The organism is Azospirillum sp. Sh1 (assembly GCF_008365135.1).
Classification (GTDB): domain Bacteria; phylum Pseudomonadota; class Alphaproteobacteria; order Azospirillales; family Azospirillaceae; genus Azospirillum; species Azospirillum oryzae.
In genome coordinates, this window is the sequence record NZ_VTTK01000023.1 from 16,040 (window position 1) to 33,281 (window position 17,242).

Here is a 17,242-nt window from a genome sequence, read left to right on the forward strand (position 1 = left end):
GGGCGGTCACTCCCCCCCGCGGTGGCTGCCGGCCGGCTCCGGATCGGCCGGGCGGGCGTCGGCGAAATAGAACTCGTCGGGGCGGTAGACGCCGAGATAGGCGCCGGGATCCCACAGCCACAGCCCCTTGTCCGGGACGTTGCGCAGGCGGTTGGCTACGGCGATGGGCTGCGGCGTCTTCGACACCACGCCGATGGCGAAGATCTGGTCGGCATGGATGTCGAGCAGCGCCGACCACAGGGCCCGGCGTTCCGTCTCGTCGGTGGTGTGGCGCCAGCGGCGGGCCAGCTCCATCAGCTCCTGCGGGATCGGCATGTCGATGGGTTCGCCGGCGCTGCCGGAGGTCTGGTAATACTGCCCCCATTTCGGCCAGCTGAAATTCTCCTGGGTCATCGGCGCCAGCTCCTCCGGGCTGCTGTCGGGGTCCGGGATGCCGTTGTCCCAGCCGCCCCACACCGCCATCATCGTCTGGCCGGCATAGACCCGGTTGCGCAGAACGTCGCGGTCCACCGTGCGCACCAGCAGCCGGATGCCGATGTCGCGCCAGGTCTCGGCGATGATCTGCAGCGCGTCGGCCACCTCCGGCTTTTCGCCGGCGGTTTCGACGATCACCTCCAGCGGCCGGCCGTCGGGAAGCCGGCGGTAGGCGGCGCCGCGCGGGCGCTTCAGCCCCATCCCGTCCAGCAGGGCCGCCGCTTGGCGCGGGTCGTAGCCGGTCCACACCCCGGTGCGTTCCGGCTTGTAGAGCGGGCTGCGCGGCAGCACGTCGACGCCGCTTTCCTGCGCCAGCCCGAAGAAGAGCGAACGGTTGATGATGCGGCGGTCGATGCCCATCGACAGGGCGCGGCGGAAGCGGACGTCGCGCAGCACGGCGCGCCAGACCGGATCGTTGTAGTTCAGGTTGGGATAGAGCGCGATCTCCGCCGCCTTGCCCTCCGGCCACAAGAGGGTGCGGTAGTCGCCCTGCCGTTCCCCCGACACCAGCACCGGCACCTGGGAGAAGGTCAGCCCTTCGGCCTGGAGGTCGGCCTTGCCGGTGGCGACCTGGGCCGGGATCAGCCCGCCGGCCATCACCGTCACGTCCAGCCCGTCGGTGTAGGGCAGCTGCATGCCGCGGGCGTCGAAGCGGTGGTAATAGGGGTTGCGCTGGAACAGCAGATGGGTGCCGGTGCCCTTGGAGATCGCCATCCAGGGCTGCAGCGTCGGCTCGTCCGGGTTCTCCATCCGGAACATGTCGTCGCGGGCGTTGTGCAGGGCCGCCCAGTTGCGGACCTTGTATTTGGCGATCAGCGGGGCGAGGTCGGCATCGCTGGTGTAGCGGGCGTGGAAGCGCTTCAGGTAATGGGCCGGGCGGTAGATGAAGGGCGGCCGGGCGGCGGCCAGCGTCGGGAGGAAATAGGGGTTCGGCTCCTCCCAGCGGAAGCGGGCGGTGACCGCGTCGGGGAAGCTGACCTCCGGCGGCTTGCCGTCCACCAGCATGAAGCGCGGCGGGCCGGAGGGCGACAGCATCGGGTTGTTGGCGATGTCCTCCCACCAATAGCGGATGTCGTCGCTGGTGAAGGGGGCGCCGTCGGACCAGCGGTGGCCGGCCCGCAGGGTCAGGGTGAAGTCGCGGCCGTCATGGACCGTCACGTCCTTCAGGATGTCGGGCACGATCTCCCGCGTCTCGGTGTAGCCGACCAGCCGGGCGTAGCCATACAGCACGGCGATGCGGCTGTTGCGCCGCTGGGTGATGAAGGTGCGGATCCAGCCGCCGGAACGGCCGAGGTCGCGGCCCTTCGCCTCCAGGTCGACGATCAGCGGCTCGTCCGGCATGCGCTGCCGCACCGGCGGGATCAGGCCGTAGACGACCTCGTCGCGCAGGAGGGTGGGCTCCTGCGGGGTGAAGGCGGCGGCGGGGGTGGCGAGGAGGAGGGTGAGGAGGAGGGCGGCGGCGATCCCCGCGAACTTTTCCCCTCTCCCCCCCGCTCTCGCGCAAACGAAGTTTGCGCTGACGCGACAGGCGGACCATAGGTCCGCCGAAAGCGGGGAGAGGGTCAGGGTGAGGGGGATGCATTGCAGGATTTTCGCGAGCATCCCGCCGCGCGTCCCCCTCACCCTTCCCACCGCAGAGCGGTGGGCCCCTTCCCTCTCCCCGGGGGGGAGAGGGTGAGAGGCTCCGGCGCCGCAAAAGTGCTTGGTCATGCCGCCCGCCTCACGAAATGCCCCGGCGCGGCTTCCACCAGCGGGGGCGGGGCGCCGTCGGGGGTGGGGCGGAAGGGTTCGGGCCAGAGGTCGGGACGGCCGGCGCCCAAGGCCACGGTGGCGATGTCGATGGGACGGTCGACGTCCGGCTCCGGCGAGGCGGCGATCAGCGCGCGGGTGTAGGGGTGCAGCGGGGCGGAGAACAGGAGGGCGGGCGGCGCCTCCTCCATCACCCGGCCGGCGCGCATCACCGCGACCCGGTCGGCCAGCCGCGCCACCACCGCCAGATCGTGCGAGATGAACATCAGGCTGAGGCCGAGCCGCTGCTTGATCGATTCCAGAAGGTCGAGCACCTGCGCCTGCACCGACACGTCGAGCGCCGAGGTCGGCTCGTCGCAGATCAGCAGCTGCGGGTCGAGGGCGAGCGCACGGGCGATGCCGATGCGCTGGCGCTGGCCGCCGGAGAAGGCGTGGGGATAACGGTTGGTCCAGGCGGGATCGAGGCCGACCTGCGCCATCAGCGCCCGCACCCGCTCGCGCCCCTCGCCGCGGCCGCAGACGCCGTGGATCGCCAGCGGCTCGGCGATGATCTCGCCGACGCTCATGCGGGGACTGAGGGAGGCATAGGGATCCTGGAACACCATCTGGGCACGGCGGCGGTAGGCGGTCAGCTCCGGCCCGGTGGCGGAAAGGAGGTCGAGCGGCGGTTCCCCGGCGGATGCCCGGAACAGCAGGCGGCCACCGGGGTCCGGCCGCTCCGCCAGCATGGCCAGCCGCGCCAGCGTCGTCTTGCCTGATCCTGACTCGCCGACGATGGCCAGCGTCTCGCCGCGGCCGACCGACAGGTCGACGCCGTCCAGCGCGCGGATACGCTGGTTGCCGCGCTCGTAGGTCTTGGCGACGCCGTGGAATTCCAGGATGGCGTCGCGCACGTCCTCGCCCGGCGGTACGCAGACCATCGCCGGGATGGAGGGGGCGGCGGCCATCAGCTTGCGGGTGTAGCCGTGCAGCGGCCGGCCGAGAACGTCGGCGCAACAGCCCGATTCCATGACCCGGCCGGCGCGCATCACCACCACGGCATCGGCCATGTTGGCGACCACGCCCAGATCGTGGGTGACCAGCAGAACCGCCATGCCGGTCTCGGCCTGCAGCTCCTTGATCAGGGCCAGCACCTGGGCCTGCAGGGTGACGTCGAGCGCGGTGGTCGGCTCGTCGGCGATCAGCAGCTGCGGGCGGGCGACCATCGCCATGGCGATCATCGCGCGCTGGCGCAGGCCCCCCGACAGCTGGAACGGATAGGAGCGAAAGGCGCGCACCGGATCGGGGAAGCCGACGCGGTCGAACATGGCGAGGCAGCGTTCGCGCGCACCGGTCCGGTTGCAGTTGCCGTGCAGTCGCAGCACCTCGATCGTCTGGTCGCCGATGGTGTGGAGCGGCGACAGCGCGCTCATCGGTTCCTGGAAGATCATCGCGATGCGGCTGCCGCGGATGTCGCGCAGGCGGGACGCCGGCAGGCGCAGCAGATCGACCGCCTCGGCACCCTGGCCGAACAGGATCGAGCCGCCGGTGACCGTCGCCCCGCGCGGCAGGATGCCGAGGATGCTGCGGCAGGTCAGCGTCTTGCCCGATCCGGACTCGCCGACCAGCGCGACGCTCTGCCCGGCGCCGATGGAAAAGCCGACGCCGTCGACCACCGGGCGGGGGGCGTTGCGGAAGCGGATCGTCAGGCCTTCGACGGTCAGCATCTTTGGGTCTCCAGGCTCATCGCATCCCTTGCCTCACCCCTCACCCTTCCCAGGCTCCGCCTGGGCCCCTTCCCTCTCCCGGGGCGGGAGAGGGATTTGGGTCGCCGGAGGCGGAACGGCCGGCGCTTCGCTGGTCAGGCGCTTGCCGACCTGCTGGATCACCCGCAGCGGCAAATCCGGCACCGACGACAGCAGCCGCAGCATGTTCGCCCCGTCCAGCCGCAGCAGACGCAGGTCGGTGCGGGCGCGGATGGTGGAGAAGCGGCGGACGCCGGCCAGAAGCTCCAGGTCGCCGATCACCTCTGGCGGCTTGATGTAGGCGATGTGCAGCGGCGGCTGGTTGTCGGGCATCAGCCGCACCAGCTCCGCCTCGCCTTCCGCCAGGACGAAGGTGAATTCCGACTGCTCGCCGCTGCGGTAGATGAAATCGCCGGCCGCCACCGTGCGCCATTCCGACGCCGTCAGCAGGCGGCGCAGCACCGTTTCCGGCAGGTCGGAGAAGACGGGGGAGCGCGACAGCAGGCGCAGGGCCGGCTCGTCGGTCTCTTCCGCCTCGCCCGGCATGGTGTCCTCGTCGTGGTCGGCGCCATGCTGGCCGCGCCGGACCAGCCGGCCGTCCTCCAGGTCGTAGAGCGCGTCGAAGGCCGGGTTGTCGGCGATCCGCTCCTCCAGCACGATCAGGGTCATGGTCGGCAGCAGTTCCTTCATGCGCAGGAAGATGCGCAGCCGCTCCTCCGGATCGTAGCTGTTCAGCGCCTGATAGATGACGAAGATGTCGGGCTTCTTCATCAGGCCGCGGATCAGCTGCACCCGCTGGCGCACGCTGATCGGCAGCAGCGAGCCGCCGATGCCGACCTCGCCCAGCGCCACCAGGATCAGCACGAAGGCGCGGGCGTCGGTCCGCTCCAGCGCCTCGTCCACCAGGGCCCGCAGCTGGGTGATGGCGCGCGGATCCTCCGTCGTGATGCGGCCGAACAGCAGATTGTCCATCACGTTCAGGCGCGGGTGGTAGAGGTCGGGATCGAAGACGGCGACCTTGTCGCGCAGCTCGTACGGCATCTCGTTCAGCAGGCTGTGGCGGATCGCCATGATCGCCTCGCGCTCCGCCGGGGGCACGAAGTCCATGCCGTCGCGCTTGGGCACGATCATCAGGAACATGGTGGCGAACAGCAGGGTGTCCGCCTCCTGATGGCGGCGCTGAGGCCGTTCGGAGCGGCGCTTCAGCCGGGTGACCGCCTCCACCAGCTCCTCGAACAGGGAGTCGTCGATGTGCGGGTAGCGCATGATCATGACGTCGCCGTCGGCGCTGTCGCGATAGACGCCGACCACCCGCATGGCGAAGCGGCGGCCGATGCGGACGGCGGAGTCCCACAGCCCGTAGGTCTCCATCAGCTCGCGGACGGTCGGGTTGCAGACCATGCGGGCGACCGTCAGCCGCTTGCCGTCCGGCAGGCCGAACAGCATGTTCTCCGCAAGGCTGGCGTAGGGGTTGAAGCAGTCGCGCTCGAAGCGGGCCAGCAGCTTGTCCATCCCGCGTTCGGTGATGGCGTCGCGCAGCCAGTGGCGGGCGCGCAGCAGCGGCTGGGCGACGAAGGGGTAGTCGTCGGGATCGAACACCTCGCGCAGGCCGCGCTGATAGACGGCGGTCTCGCCGCCGGTCGCCGCCAGGCATTGCATGAACCAGGGCCGCAGGCTGGTCCAGTCGGTGGCGCCGATCATGCCGAAGTCGGTCCAGATCCCCTCCATGCTGTCGGTGGAGTTGCCCGACGCCTCGGCCTCCACGATCTCGCGCCGGCGGGCGGGCGACATGGAGTCCGGATCGTCGGCCGGCGGGCGGTGGCGCAGCCCGTAGGTGATGTTCTGCATCATGCTGCCGGTGAACATGCGCGGTTCGGGGCTGGCATAGGCCATGCGGCGTCCCAGCAGTTCCAGCGGGATGGTTTCCAGCGACAGGTCGCCGATGGTGATCCGGCCGGAGGTCGGCGGCGACAGCCGCACCAGCACCTCGGCCAGACGGCGCAGCGCCAGCGCGTTGGTGCCGGCGATGCCGACCAGCGCGCCCGGCGGCACCTCCAGCGACAGGCGCTGCAGCATGCGGTCGCCATATTCGTTGGCCCAGGTCACCGCCTCCAGCCGCAAGGGGGCCTTGAGGTCGGCGGGGGTGGCGGGCGTCGGCTGCGCCCATTCGAACAGGAAGGGCGGCGAGAACTGGTCGGCGATCTGCTCGTACTTGATCTGGGCGTCGATCATGTTCTGGTAATAGTCGAGCAGCTCCTTCCAGGGGGCGGTCAGGTCCTTGAAGGCGGAGAGTGCCGCCACCAGCGCGCCGATGGACATGTTTCCATGCAGGACCAGATAACCGCCGATGGAGAACAGGAAGAAGGGAGTGATCTGGTTGATGAAGTTGTTCAGGAACTTGACGAAATACTTTCGCTTGTAGATCTCGAGCCTGATCCAGTAGATGCTGCCGAGGTACTGGGAGAACTCCGCCAGCACGTACCGGACGGTGCCGTTGACGCGGACCTCGCGGACGTTCTCCACGCTTTCGCCGATGCGTTCGGACAGTTGCCGGACCTTGCGCACCCGCTCCTTGCCCAGCAGCTTCACCTTCATCTGAAGCTTGGGGATGATGTAGGCCTGCACCGGGATCAGCGCGACCGACACCAGACCGATGGTCGGCTGCTGGATGAACAGGAACAGCAGGATGGTGAGCATCGTGCCGCCCTGGTAGAGCGGCTGGGCGAAGGAATCGCCGATGAAGCCGGCCAGCGGTTCGGTCTCCGCCGAGATGGTGGAGATCAGTTCTCCCTGGCTGACCTTGGAGAAATGCGGCAGCGGAAAGCGCAGCATGCGGTCCAGCAGCATGAAGCGCAGGCGCCGCACCTGCCGTTCGCCGACCACGCCCTTGAAGGTGTTGATCCGCATCTTGAAGGCGCCGTTGGCCAGCACCAGCGCCAGGAAGGTGAAGCACAGCACCAGCAGATAGGTCACCGGCCCCATGGACACGCCGAGGATCTCGCGCACCGGCTGGGGATCGGACAAGGCCCGGTTGATGATGATCTTCGGCAGTTCAAGCGAGGCGTAGAGCACCGGGAAGGACGCGACCGTCAACAGGGCGAGCAGGATCTGCTGGCGTCCGCTGTGCTTCCATATGAACTGAAATATGTTGCGGTCCATCAATGGCCTTCAGCGTCGCGGCCGGTGAGGGCCGCAGGGGTCGCGCGCGGGGATGAAGGACGGAAGATTGGCGTCGGCCGGGCCGTTTTCCACTGATGCCGCTCCGCTCAGCCTTCGACCGCCCAGGCGTGATAGGTCCAGCGTTCGTCCCGCGGCAGGGGGAGCGGGGTCCAGTTGGGACGTTCCAGCGGCCGGTCGGACAGCACGACGCCGCCGGGCAGCATCAGCGCGTCGATCAGCGGCGCCAGCCACGCTGCCTGTCTGGCGTCATGGGTGCGGTCGGTACTGCCGAAATCGGCATGGGCCAGCCGGGCGCAGCGGCCGAAGCGTTCGGCGGCGGCCGGCATCGTTTCCTGGAAATCGCCGACGAACAGGCGGTCCTGGTCCGGCGTCAGTTCCGGCGGCACGCGCACCCACATGTCGAAGACCAGGATGTCGCGCGGCGGGAACAAGTGGCGCAGATGGTCGAAGGTGCGGCCCTTGCCCAACCCGACCTCCAGCACCATGCCGTCGCGCCCGGCGACCGCGCGCTGCGCCCAGGCCAGCGCGTTGCGCTGCACCGTCATCCGGTCGATCATCCGGTCGAGCAGCGACCGGCTTTCCGCACCATCACCAAATTCGGCCGCCATCGGCCCCCTCCCCTCGCCAAGCGCACGAACGGCACGGCTGCAGTGTGAAAGGCTGCGCGCGCGCCGTCGAGACAAAACGTCGCATGGTGGGGCCGGCGGGTGCGCCTTCCCTGGTTTCTGCCCGGTTTCTGGCCCGGCCTATGGCCGGTTCGGGTCGAAGCGCTTCGCCAGCCCCTGCCAGCAGCGGTAATAATCGTGCTGAAGCTCGGCAGTTTCCAGTGCGTGCCGCGTCGGACGGATGACGGCGCGCGTTTCGAACATGAAGGCCATGGTGTCGGCGACCCGCTGCGGCCGGGCGGTGTCGGCGGCGGTGGCCTTGGCGAAGGTCTCCGCATCGGGGCCGTGGCCGCTCATGCAGTTGTGCAAGGATGCGCCGCCGGGCAGGAAGCCCTCCTCCTTCGCGTCGTAGACGCCGTGGATCAGGCCCATGAACTCGCTGGCGATGTTGCGGTGGAACCAGGGCGGACGGAAGGTGTCCTCCTGCACCAGCCAGCGCGGCGGGAAGATGACGAAGTCGATGCTGTCGACGCCGGGGGTGTCGCTGGGCGATTGCAGCACCAGGAAGATCGACGGGTCGGGATGGTCGAAGCTGATCGAGCCGATGGTGTTGAAGCGGCGCAGGTCGTATTTGCAGGGCGCGTGGTTGCCGTGCCACGCCACCACGTCCAGCGGCGAATGGTCGATGCGGGCGGTCCACAGGGCGCCGTCGAACTTCGCCACCAGTTCGAACGTGCCGTCGACATCCTCGTACCAGGCGTCGGGCGTCAGGAAGTCGCGCGGGTTGGCCAGCCCGTTGGAACCGATGGGGCCGAGGTCCGGCAGGCGGAAGGGCGCGCCGAAATTCTCGCAGACATAGCCGCGCGCGGTGCCGTCGAGCAGTTCCACCCGGAAGCGCAGGCCGCGGGGGATCAGGGCGATCTCCTGCGGTTCGACCTCCAGCACGCCAAGCTCGGTGTATAGGCGCAGGCGGCCCTGCTGCGGCACGATCAGCAGCTCGCCGTCGGCATCGTAGAAGAAGCGTCCCTCCATCGACCGGTTGGCGGCGTAGAGATGGATGCCGCAGCCGGTCTGCGCCTGCGGTCCGCCGTTGCCGCCCATGGTGGTTAGGCCGGCGACGAAGTCGGTAGCCATGTCCGGCATCGGCGGCGGGTTCCAGCGCAGCTGGGTCGGCGGGGCTGGCACATCGTCGAAGCGGCTGGTCAGGCGGCCGGACTCCAGCGGCCGGAAGGGTTCATGCACCACCGCCGGGCGGATGCGGTAGAGCCAGGAGCGGCGGTTGTGGGCGCGGGGTGCTGTAAAGGCGGTGCCGCTGATCTGTTCGGCATAGAGGCCATAGGGCGGGCGCTGCGGCGAGTTGCGGCCGACGGGCAAGGCGCCGGGCAGCGCCTCCGTCGCGAACTCGTTGCCGAAGCCGGACTGGTAGGTGAAGGCGGGGGACGTCATGCGGGCAGCTCCCTGATCCGGGGGATGCGGCCGGCGTGGGCGCCGGGCGCGACCATTTGTCGCTCATATAGTTTCTTTTGAAACTATACGCCAGGGGAAAATTGGGGGAAGTGGGTGCGGCGCGTGCCCCCTCCCTAACCCTCCCCCGCTCTCGCGGGAGAGGGAACTCCGCCGCTTCTTTGCATCGCTTCACGCCACCAAGCGTCCAACCCCCTCTCCCACCGAAGGTGGGGGAGGGATGGGGAGGGGGCACCCGCAGCAACACCTCCCCTCCCCCATCTCAGTTCATGGCGCGGTCGGGCAGGTCCAGGATGAAGTCGCCGCCTTCGTCGTAGCCGGCGGTGCGGATCACGCCATATTGCGGGGTCTGCGGCGCTTCGCTGGTCACGTCCTGGCGGACTTCCTGATAGAGCGCGTAGCCGTTGCTGTCCTTCGGCAGGCCCAGCACCCGCTTCTTCAGGGCCACCGCGAAGGGGGAATTCACCTCGCCGTCGGCGACCGGCTCGTCGCCGCCCGACGACAGCGCCATGACGGAGCGGCGCTGCCGGATCTCCTGCTCGTTGGCGAGGCGGCTGGCGTCGATCTTCTGTTCCTTGGTGAAGGCGCCGGAATAGCAGCTGTCCGACACCACCATCACATGCTTGGCCGGCATGCGGCTGAGGAAGCGGCCGATGTCGTTGTTGGACACCCAGTTGCGGGCGCTGGTCGTCTCCGCATCAGCCGGCAGCCAATAGCCGGTGCCGGTCTCCGCCAGTTCGTAGCCGTGGCCGGCGTAATAGACCATCACCTGATCCTGCTCGCCGACTTCGCGGCCGAGCTTGCGCAGAGCCTCGCCGATCTGCGCCTTGGTCGGGTTGCGCAGGGTCCGGGTCTCGTAGCCGAGATGGTCGTTCAACGCCTGCGCCACCGCCTTGATGTCGGCGCCGGGCGTGGACAGCGCCGGGATGGCGCCGTCGCGGTAGCTGTCGACCGCGATCATCAGGGCGATCTTGCGCGGCTTCGGCGGGGCGGCGGGATCGGGGGCGGCCGCCGCGCTGTCGATGGCGATGCGCTGCTCGGTCGTCTTGCCGGCCTCGTCGGTCATGGTCAGGGTGGCTTCGGTCGCCCCCGGCTCCACCGGGATGCTGGTGCGGAACTGGCCCTTCTCGTCGATGAAGACCCAGCGGCCGTTCACCCGCGCCTCCGCCAGGTTGGCGCTGTCGGCGACGATGCCGCGCAGGGTCATGCTGCCGCCGCGGGTGCGGCCGCCGCGCGCCTGCTGCAGGCTGGGCGGGGCCGAGGCGGCGGTCGGCCGGCCGAACATGTCCGCCGCCCGCGGGTTCGCCACCAACTGCCGCAGCGCGCCGGAGAAAGCCTGGGTGCGCTGTTCGCGCTCCACCCGCTGCACCATGGCGAGGTAGGTGCGGGCGACCTGGGGCGGCAGGTTGGCCTGAGTCACCGCGGCGCGCACCTGGGCATAACCGCCGGGCTGGCCGGACGCGCTGTTCTGCAGGATGCCGCCGACGCGCACCGCCACCGGGTCGTTGCTGGCGGTCAGGCCGCCGATCAGGGTGGGGACGGGAACGCTGGCCAGCACCGCGCGCTGTTCCGACAGCGAGAGGCTGCCGGTCGAAAGACTCGTCACCGCCTGGGCCATGCCGCCGCTGCCTGCCGCCTGGATGAGGGTGCCGGCCGCCGCCTGCACCGGCGGCGAGGCGAGAAGCTGCGGCCCCGGTTGCGACAGGGTGGCGCCGGAGGCGTAGGCCTGCGTCGCCTCCGCCGTGAAGGTGACGGAGCGTCCGGACGGCAGCACCACCGTCGCCGGTGCGGGCGTGGGTGGCGGTGGAGGCGGAGAGGTCGGGCCGTTGCCGGCCGGCTGGGTGCCGTCGGAGGTCTGGCCGCCTTGCCCGGTCCCTTGCCCGGTCACTTGTGCAGTCCCCTGCCCTGCCCCTTGCTCCAGCGCTGCCAGGAAGGTCTGCGGGGTGGTCGCGGTGGTCGGGGAGCCGGTCGTGGCGACCGTGGCTGTGGTGCCGGTCGTGGTGCCGGTCGTGGTGCCGGTCGTCGCCGTGGTCGAGCCGGTGGCCGTCGTCCCCGTCGGGTTGGACGCGATCTGCGCCACCGTCTGCAGCACCGTCTGCACGGAACTGCTGCCGGTCGCGGTGGACTGGGTGGTCGACGTCGTGTCCGTCGTGCCGGTTCCGCCGGTGGTCGTCCCGGTCGTCCCAGTCGTGTCGGTGCCGGTGGTCGGCGTGCCGGTTCCGTCTCCGCTGTCGGTGCCGGGGGTGGTCGGCGTCGTGGGCGTGGTGGGCGTGGTTGGGGTCGTGGGAGTGGTCGGAGTGGTGGGAGTGGTCGGTGTCGTCGGGTCATCCGTAATCGGGGGCGTCACCGGCGGTGTGACCGGCGGTGTGACCGGCGGCGTCACCGGCGGCGTCACCGGCGGCGTCACCGGCGGCGGCGGCGGCGGCGGAGGGGGAGGCGGCGGCGGTGGCGGAGGGCTGGTGACCACCACGTCCCCGTTGCTGTACAGCGCCATCGCCTTTTGGCCGGTTCCGGCGGTGCCCTGCAGGCTCACCTCTCCGCTGCCCGCGGCGATGCGGATGCTGCCGTTGGTATCGGTATCGAGGCCGATGCCGGCGACCTCGTAGGTGACGGCCGACGTGCCGCCCTTGCCGATGATGGCGATGCTGCCGGACGAGGTGATCGTCGCCGTGCCGTGGAGCTTCACGCCCCAGGCCTCGTCGGCATCCACCTGGGTGGCGTCGCCGTCGATCAGGATGGCGTCGGAGGCGGTGGAGTCGGAGCGGATCAGCGGGTTGCCATTGTAACCGGTGGCGATCAGCACGCCGGCATTCCAGCCATAATTGGACACCGCCTTGCCGCGGATGGCGATCTTGCCGGTGCCGGAGAGAAGCTCGCTGGTCCCGGTGATGGCGACGCCGTGGCCCTCGCTGTCGTAATCGGATCCCTCGCCGCGGATGGAGATGGCGCCGCCGCCGGAGTCCAGCGTGGCGTCTTCGATCGTCACGCCGGCCGCGTAGTCCCAATCGCCCTTGGCCGCCTCCTGCGTCGGGTCGCTGCCGCCGCCGAGCGTGATGGCGCCGCCCGATGTCGCAATGCGGCTGGAGAGCAGGCGGACGGCCCCGCCGGACTGTCCGACGTTGCTGTCGAGCGTTACCGCGGAGCCGCCGGTCACGATGGTGCTGTCCGACAGGGCGACGGTTTTGGCGGCCTTGAGCGTCACGGCGCCGTCGGAATAGAGGCTGGTGCCATAGTCGAGCAGCAGATTGCCGCCGGATTCGAAGGTGATGGGAGCGGCGTCGTTGTAGATCTCCGCACCGTTCAGCACGATGTCGCCGTCGGAATAATCGCCGCTCCGGATGATGATGGCGCCGTTGCCCAGCACGGCGATGGTGGAGGTGCCATCGATGCTGACGGCATTGCTGCCGACGCTGCTTTCGCCGCCGCCTTCCGTTCCGGTGATGCGAATGGCCCCGCCCGCGGTCTGCAGCACGGAGTCGGCGATCGCGACGCCGCCGTTGCCGCCGTAATAGATGCCGTTGCCACCCTTCCCGTTCAGGGTGATGGCGCCGGTCGTGGTCGCCAGACGGCTGTTGTAGAGCGAGATGCCGGTGTTGCCCTCGTCGTTGTTCTCGCCGCCCTCGCCATTGATCAGGATGGCGCCGGCCCCCGTCAAGATGGTGGCGTGGCTGAAGGCGGCACCGATGCGGATGTCCGACGGGGAATAGCCGCCATACATGCCGATCGCCGGTTTCTGCGTCGGGTCCGACCCGCCGCCGACGATGAAGGCGCCGCCGTTGGTGTCGATGGTGACGGACTTGGCGGAGGTCCCGGTCACCTGGACCACGCCCTTGCCGGACCCGGTGGCGGAATTCAGCGTGACGCTCAGCGCACCGGCGGTGGAGGTGATGCTCTCGAACACATAGATGTTGCGGTAGGCCTTCAGCGTCAGCGAGGCGTCGCCGCCGGACGATTTCAGGATGGGCTGGTCGACGGTGATGTCGCCGGCCTCGGCCCCGGTCGTGTCGGTCTGCAGCGTGACGCTGGTGCCGCTGTTCAGCGAGGCCTGGATCTCGGTGGCGGTGATGGTGCCGCCGGTGTCCGCCACGATGATGTTGGTCGGGTCGAGCAGCCAGGAGCCGCCCTTCCCTGCTGCTGCCCCAGCATCGACCCTGCCCCGCACGTGCAGCGACAGCTTGCCGGAGGTTTCGACGAAGCCGCCGTCGCCGCCGGCCGCGCCGCCGCGGGCTGAGACGGTGCCGTCGAAACGGGTGGAGTTGTCGGCCCACACCACCACCTTGCCGCCCCTGCCCGCCTGGGTAGCGTCGGCCGTGATGGTGGCGCCCGGGGCCACCACGGTGTCGGTTGAGGGCGGCACCGGCTTGCGCGCCGGGCGGATGTTGTAGCCGGCCAGCGTGGCGGCGGACGCCTTGCCGCCCTGCACGTCGCCGCCGATCAGCACCTCCCCGCCCCCGGTCGGACCGGAGGCGTCGATGCGCGCCGTGGCCGCCAGCGTCGTGCGGTTGCCGGAGACGGTGACGGAACCGCCGGTTTGGCCGGGACTGTTGCCGCCGGCGTCGATCTTGCCGGACACCTCGACCTCGCCGCCGTCGCCCAGCAGGACGATGTCGCCGCCCTGCTGCTCCACCCGGCGGGCCTGCACGGTGCCGGACATGTTGACGACGCGGTCGACCAGCCCCTTGGCGGCGCTTGCCGTCATCTGCACCCGGCCGCCGTCGGCGAAAATCTTGCCGCTGTTGCTGACCAGCGCATCCACCGGCTTGCCGTTGGCGCCGACGGGGCGCGCGTCGGTTTTCGCGTCCACCGCGATGTTGATCTTCTGGTCGCCGAACAGGTCGACGACGAAGCGCTTGCCGGATGCCAGCGAAACCTCGCCCAGCCGGGCCTGGATGGTGCCGCGGTTGGCGACGCCGGGGGCGACCAGCGCCGCCAGCCCGGCCTCGGCCACCGTGATGGTGCCCTCATTCTCCACCGTCGCGGTGGAGCCGGCGCGGCCCTCGAACTTGTAGCGGCCGGCCATGAAGTCGTCGTTGCGGATATCGTGGGTGGTGGCGAGCAGCCCGCCGACATCGACCTGGGCGTTCGGCCCGAACAGGATGCCGTTGGGGTTGACCAGCCAGACCTGCCCGTTGGCGGTCAGCCGCCCCAGGATCGCCGACGGGTCGGGGCCGGTGACGCGGTTGAGCGTGATGGAGCCGGCGTCGGGCTGCTGGAAATTGGTGTGTTCGCCCTCACGGATGCCGAAGCGCTGCCAGTCGATCACCGCCCTGGAGGTCGACTGGATGATGTCGAGCCGGCCGGGCGCGGTCACCTGGATGGTGGCGGTGCCGTCGGTGACCACGCCGCCTTCGGGATTTGCCAGGGCCGGGAGGGGCAGGGCCAGAGGGAGGCACAGGGCGAGGGAGGTGATCGCGGCGACGATCGCGAAACGGGCCGCCCCAGCCAGTGCCGTGCTGTGGCGTAACGCTGTGCGGTGCCGGGCCTTGCCGCGCCGTCCCGTCGTCCCGCCGAACACCCGTGATACCCGCATCGCCGATCCAATCCTCTCGCCGCCCCCGAAACCTGACGGGAAGGCAATACGCTGTCACAATCCAATGGATACGAAACATTTTAGCGACCCGGCGGCTGTACGGAAATCCCGAAAGTGGTGACGGAATGTTTCGTGCCGGCAACAGAGGTTGTGCGTGTGCCGGCACCGGAAGCGTTACCGGTAACGGATGTCGGTAACGGAACCGGGGCGGCAGGCGTTACCGGTAACGGATTTCACGGTACAGGGATGGCCTATTTCCATGGCGCAGGTATCGCCTTTGCCCTTTCGAGCCGTCCGCCGATCCGCTAATAAGAAGGCCATCAAGTAGACTGGCACGCGATGCAGGGGAAACAGATGGCCGATCCGACCGCCGTCGCCACGAGGAAGTCTGCGGGCAAATACTCTGGGAAATCAAGCGGCAGGCAAGCGGCCCAGGGCGCCGGAGAACCGGTAAAGGCAGCCGCGCCGAAGCCGGCGCGCTGGGTGGTGTACAGCGCGCCGAAGGGCGGCACCGGCAAGACCACCAGCTGCAAGAACACCGCCGTCGCCGCGGCCAAGGACGGCATGCGGGTGGCGACGCTGGATTTCGATCCGCAGCGCACGCTGGGTCAGTGGCACGAGCTGCGCCGGCCGCACGACGTGGCGGCCATCGACCATTACGAAGGGACGCTGGACGAGATCGACGCCGCCCTCGCCCAGATCGACCCCGGTCGCTACGACGTGGTGTTCATCGACACGCCGCCGTCGGTGGAGCTGTATCCGGAGGCGACCAAGATCCTGCTGCGCCGCGCCGATCTGGTGCTGGTGCCGACCGGGGTCGGGCGCTTCGACAAGATGAGCGTCATCCCCTGGATGGAGTTCCTGCGCGATTACGGCCGCCCCGCCGCCTTCCTGCTGAACCGGGTCAAGCGCCGGTCGGTCAGCCTGCGCGAAGCCAAGCTGGAGCTGGGCCGCGTCGGCCGGCTGGTGCCGCACGAGGTGCCGGACATCGAGGACATGCACCGGGTCGACGACATCGGCTGTTCCATCGTCGATGTGGGTGCTGTGAACGGTGCCGACGAATGCCTGGGCGCCTGGTACTTCATCCGGCACGAGCTGGGGATTTAAGCATGGCCAACGTGAAGTCCTTCATGAAGAAGGTGGCGGAGCAGGGCAAGGCCGCTCCCCCGCCGGCGGCCAAGCCGGAGGTAGCGTCTACCCCTGTTCGTTCAGGGGCGGCGGTGGCGCCGTCCAAGGCGGACCGCCGGGCGTCCGACATCAGCGACGCCATCGTGCCCTGCCACACCCGGCAGGAGTTCGCGCAGGAGATCCGCTATCACTGGAACCGCAGCCGAAAGGAGTTCCTGTCGATCGGCCGGTACCTGAACCGCGCCAAGGAAATCCTGCCGCATGGCGACTTCGAGGCGATGATCGAGAGCGACATGCCGTTTTCGGTCGAGACCGCCTTCCGTTTCCGCGCGGTGGCGGAGGCTGTGGACACCGGCCGGCTGTCGCTGGAGGTGCTGCCGGGGGCGGAAAGCGTCGCCTACCAGATCGTCACCATGACGCCGGACGAACTGGAACGCGCCAAGGCGCAGGGGCTGATCCGTCCCGACGTGACCCGGCGGCAGCTGATCGACTTCAAGCGGTCGCTGCGCCCGCCGAAGGACGTGACGCCGAACGACCGGCGCCGGCAACTGCTGGCCGAATACGCCCGGCTGCGCGCCCGCATGGCGGAGGTCCGCGACGAGCTGCGCCGCGACCATGGCATCGACCCGGAGCATGACCATGGCCGGTCCGGCCGCACCGGCGTCACCATCGACGTCGAGGCGGAGGACATCGGTCCCGGTACGGACGGCGAGGCCTGATCCGGCTTCAGTGACCGTGTGACGAATGGGAGGCGATGCCGTTCCGGCTGCCACCGCGGCCGGGGGAGGAACCGCCGCTCAGCAGGTCGGTCAACGCACCGAAGTCGCGCTGGAAATTGCCGAAGAAATCGACGCCGCCGCCGTTGCGGGACGCCCGCGCGGCGGAGGTCGTCATCTCGTGGGCCTCGCTGTGGCTGGACTGGCGGCCGGCGCTGCGCACGTGGCGCTTCGGGGCCTTCGGCTTGCGCAGCGGCGTGACCGCCGGCGGGGGAGGGGCGTCCGGTAAAGCGGCGGTCTCCGGTGCGCTGGCGAAGGCGTCGTTGCACAGGCCGCGGTCGGCCGCCCGCTCCAGCCGGTTGGGATCGAGAATCCAGCAGTCGAAGGCGTCGGTCTGCGGCCGCTTCGGCGCCTGCACCGCGACAGCGACCGGGGCGCCCGGCGGTGCGGCCACCGGCTCCGGAGGAGCGGGGGAGGGCAGGGGGCTGGCGGTCTCCGGCGCGTACAGCAGCGGTTCCGCAGCGGCCGGTCCTGCAACGGACAGCGCAAGCAGGGCGGCGAGTGCCGCCGCCATCATTGCCCCGCTTCCGGTCGTCGTCCGGCCCTCGCCCGGCATCCTCCGTCCTTTCGATTGTCGCGCTCGCGTCTCTCAACAGATAAACGCATCAGCGC

General features: G+C 69.6%; 9 protein-coding genes. 2 read left to right on the forward strand and 7 right to left on the reverse strand.

Going from position 1 to position 17,242, the window contains the following annotated elements:
* Window positions 1-6 precede the first annotated feature (6 nt).
* The 6 genes from FZ029_RS21265 to FZ029_RS21295 all read right to left on the reverse strand — a co-directional run bounded on the left by FZ029_RS21265 (window position 7) and on the right by FZ029_RS21295 (window position 14,726).
* Window positions 7-2,076 carry an ABC transporter substrate-binding protein gene (locus FZ029_RS21265; protein ID WP_247892422.1) on the reverse strand — a complete coding sequence of 690 codons (2,070 nt, stop codon included), beginning with the start codon at window positions 2,074-2,076 and terminating at the stop codon, window positions 7-9.
* A gap of 104 nt (window positions 2,077-2,180) precedes the next feature.
* Window positions 2,181-3,929 (reverse strand): ABC transporter ATP-binding protein, encoded by a 1,749-nt coding sequence (locus FZ029_RS21275; protein ID WP_149271780.1) that lies wholly within the window; start codon window positions 3,927-3,929, stop codon window positions 2,181-2,183.
* A gap of 33 nt (window positions 3,930-3,962) precedes the next feature.
* Complete coding sequence (locus tag FZ029_RS21280; RefSeq protein WP_149271782.1) at window positions 3,963-7,106, reverse strand: ABC transporter transmembrane domain-containing protein; 3,144 nt, start codon at window positions 7,104-7,106, stop codon at window positions 3,963-3,965.
* A 107-nt stretch (window positions 7,107-7,213) separates the two neighbouring features.
* The gene (locus FZ029_RS21285; RefSeq protein WP_149198875.1) at window positions 7,214-7,735 is read right to left on the reverse strand and encodes a class I SAM-dependent methyltransferase; all 522 of its coding nucleotides are present in this window, start codon (window positions 7,733-7,735) and stop codon (window positions 7,214-7,216) included.
* A 138-nt stretch (window positions 7,736-7,873) separates the two neighbouring features.
* On the reverse strand, window positions 7,874-9,178 hold the full coding sequence (gene hmgA, locus FZ029_RS21290; protein WP_149271784.1) for a homogentisate 1,2-dioxygenase: 1,305 nt from the start codon (window positions 9,176-9,178) through the stop codon (window positions 7,874-7,876).
* 280 nt (window positions 9,179-9,458) lie between these two features.
* Window positions 9,459-14,726 carry a filamentous hemagglutinin N-terminal domain-containing protein gene (locus FZ029_RS21295; RefSeq protein WP_247892423.1) on the reverse strand — a complete coding sequence of 1,756 codons (5,268 nt, stop codon included), beginning with the start codon at window positions 14,724-14,726 and terminating at the stop codon, window positions 9,459-9,461.
* Between the two features lie 354 nt (window positions 14,727-15,080).
* Between FZ029_RS21295 and FZ029_RS21300 the strand changes: the two genes are divergently transcribed.
* Window positions 15,081-15,833, forward strand: coding sequence for a ParA family protein (locus tag FZ029_RS21300; RefSeq protein ID WP_247892424.1), 753 nt, complete (start codon window positions 15,081-15,083; stop codon window positions 15,831-15,833).
* 2 nt (window positions 15,834-15,835) lie between these two features.
* Window positions 15,836-16,573 (forward strand): DUF3102 domain-containing protein, encoded by a 738-nt coding sequence (locus tag FZ029_RS21305; RefSeq protein WP_149271788.1) that lies wholly within the window; start codon window positions 15,836-15,838, stop codon window positions 16,571-16,573.
* Between the two features lie 7 nt (window positions 16,574-16,580).
* Here the strand turns inward: FZ029_RS21305 and FZ029_RS33100 are convergent, their stop codons facing one another.
* Window positions 16,581-17,147 carry a hypothetical protein gene (locus FZ029_RS33100; RefSeq protein WP_247892425.1) on the reverse strand — a complete coding sequence of 189 codons (567 nt, stop codon included), beginning with the start codon at window positions 17,145-17,147 and terminating at the stop codon, window positions 16,581-16,583.
* Window positions 17,148-17,242 lie beyond the last annotated feature (95 nt).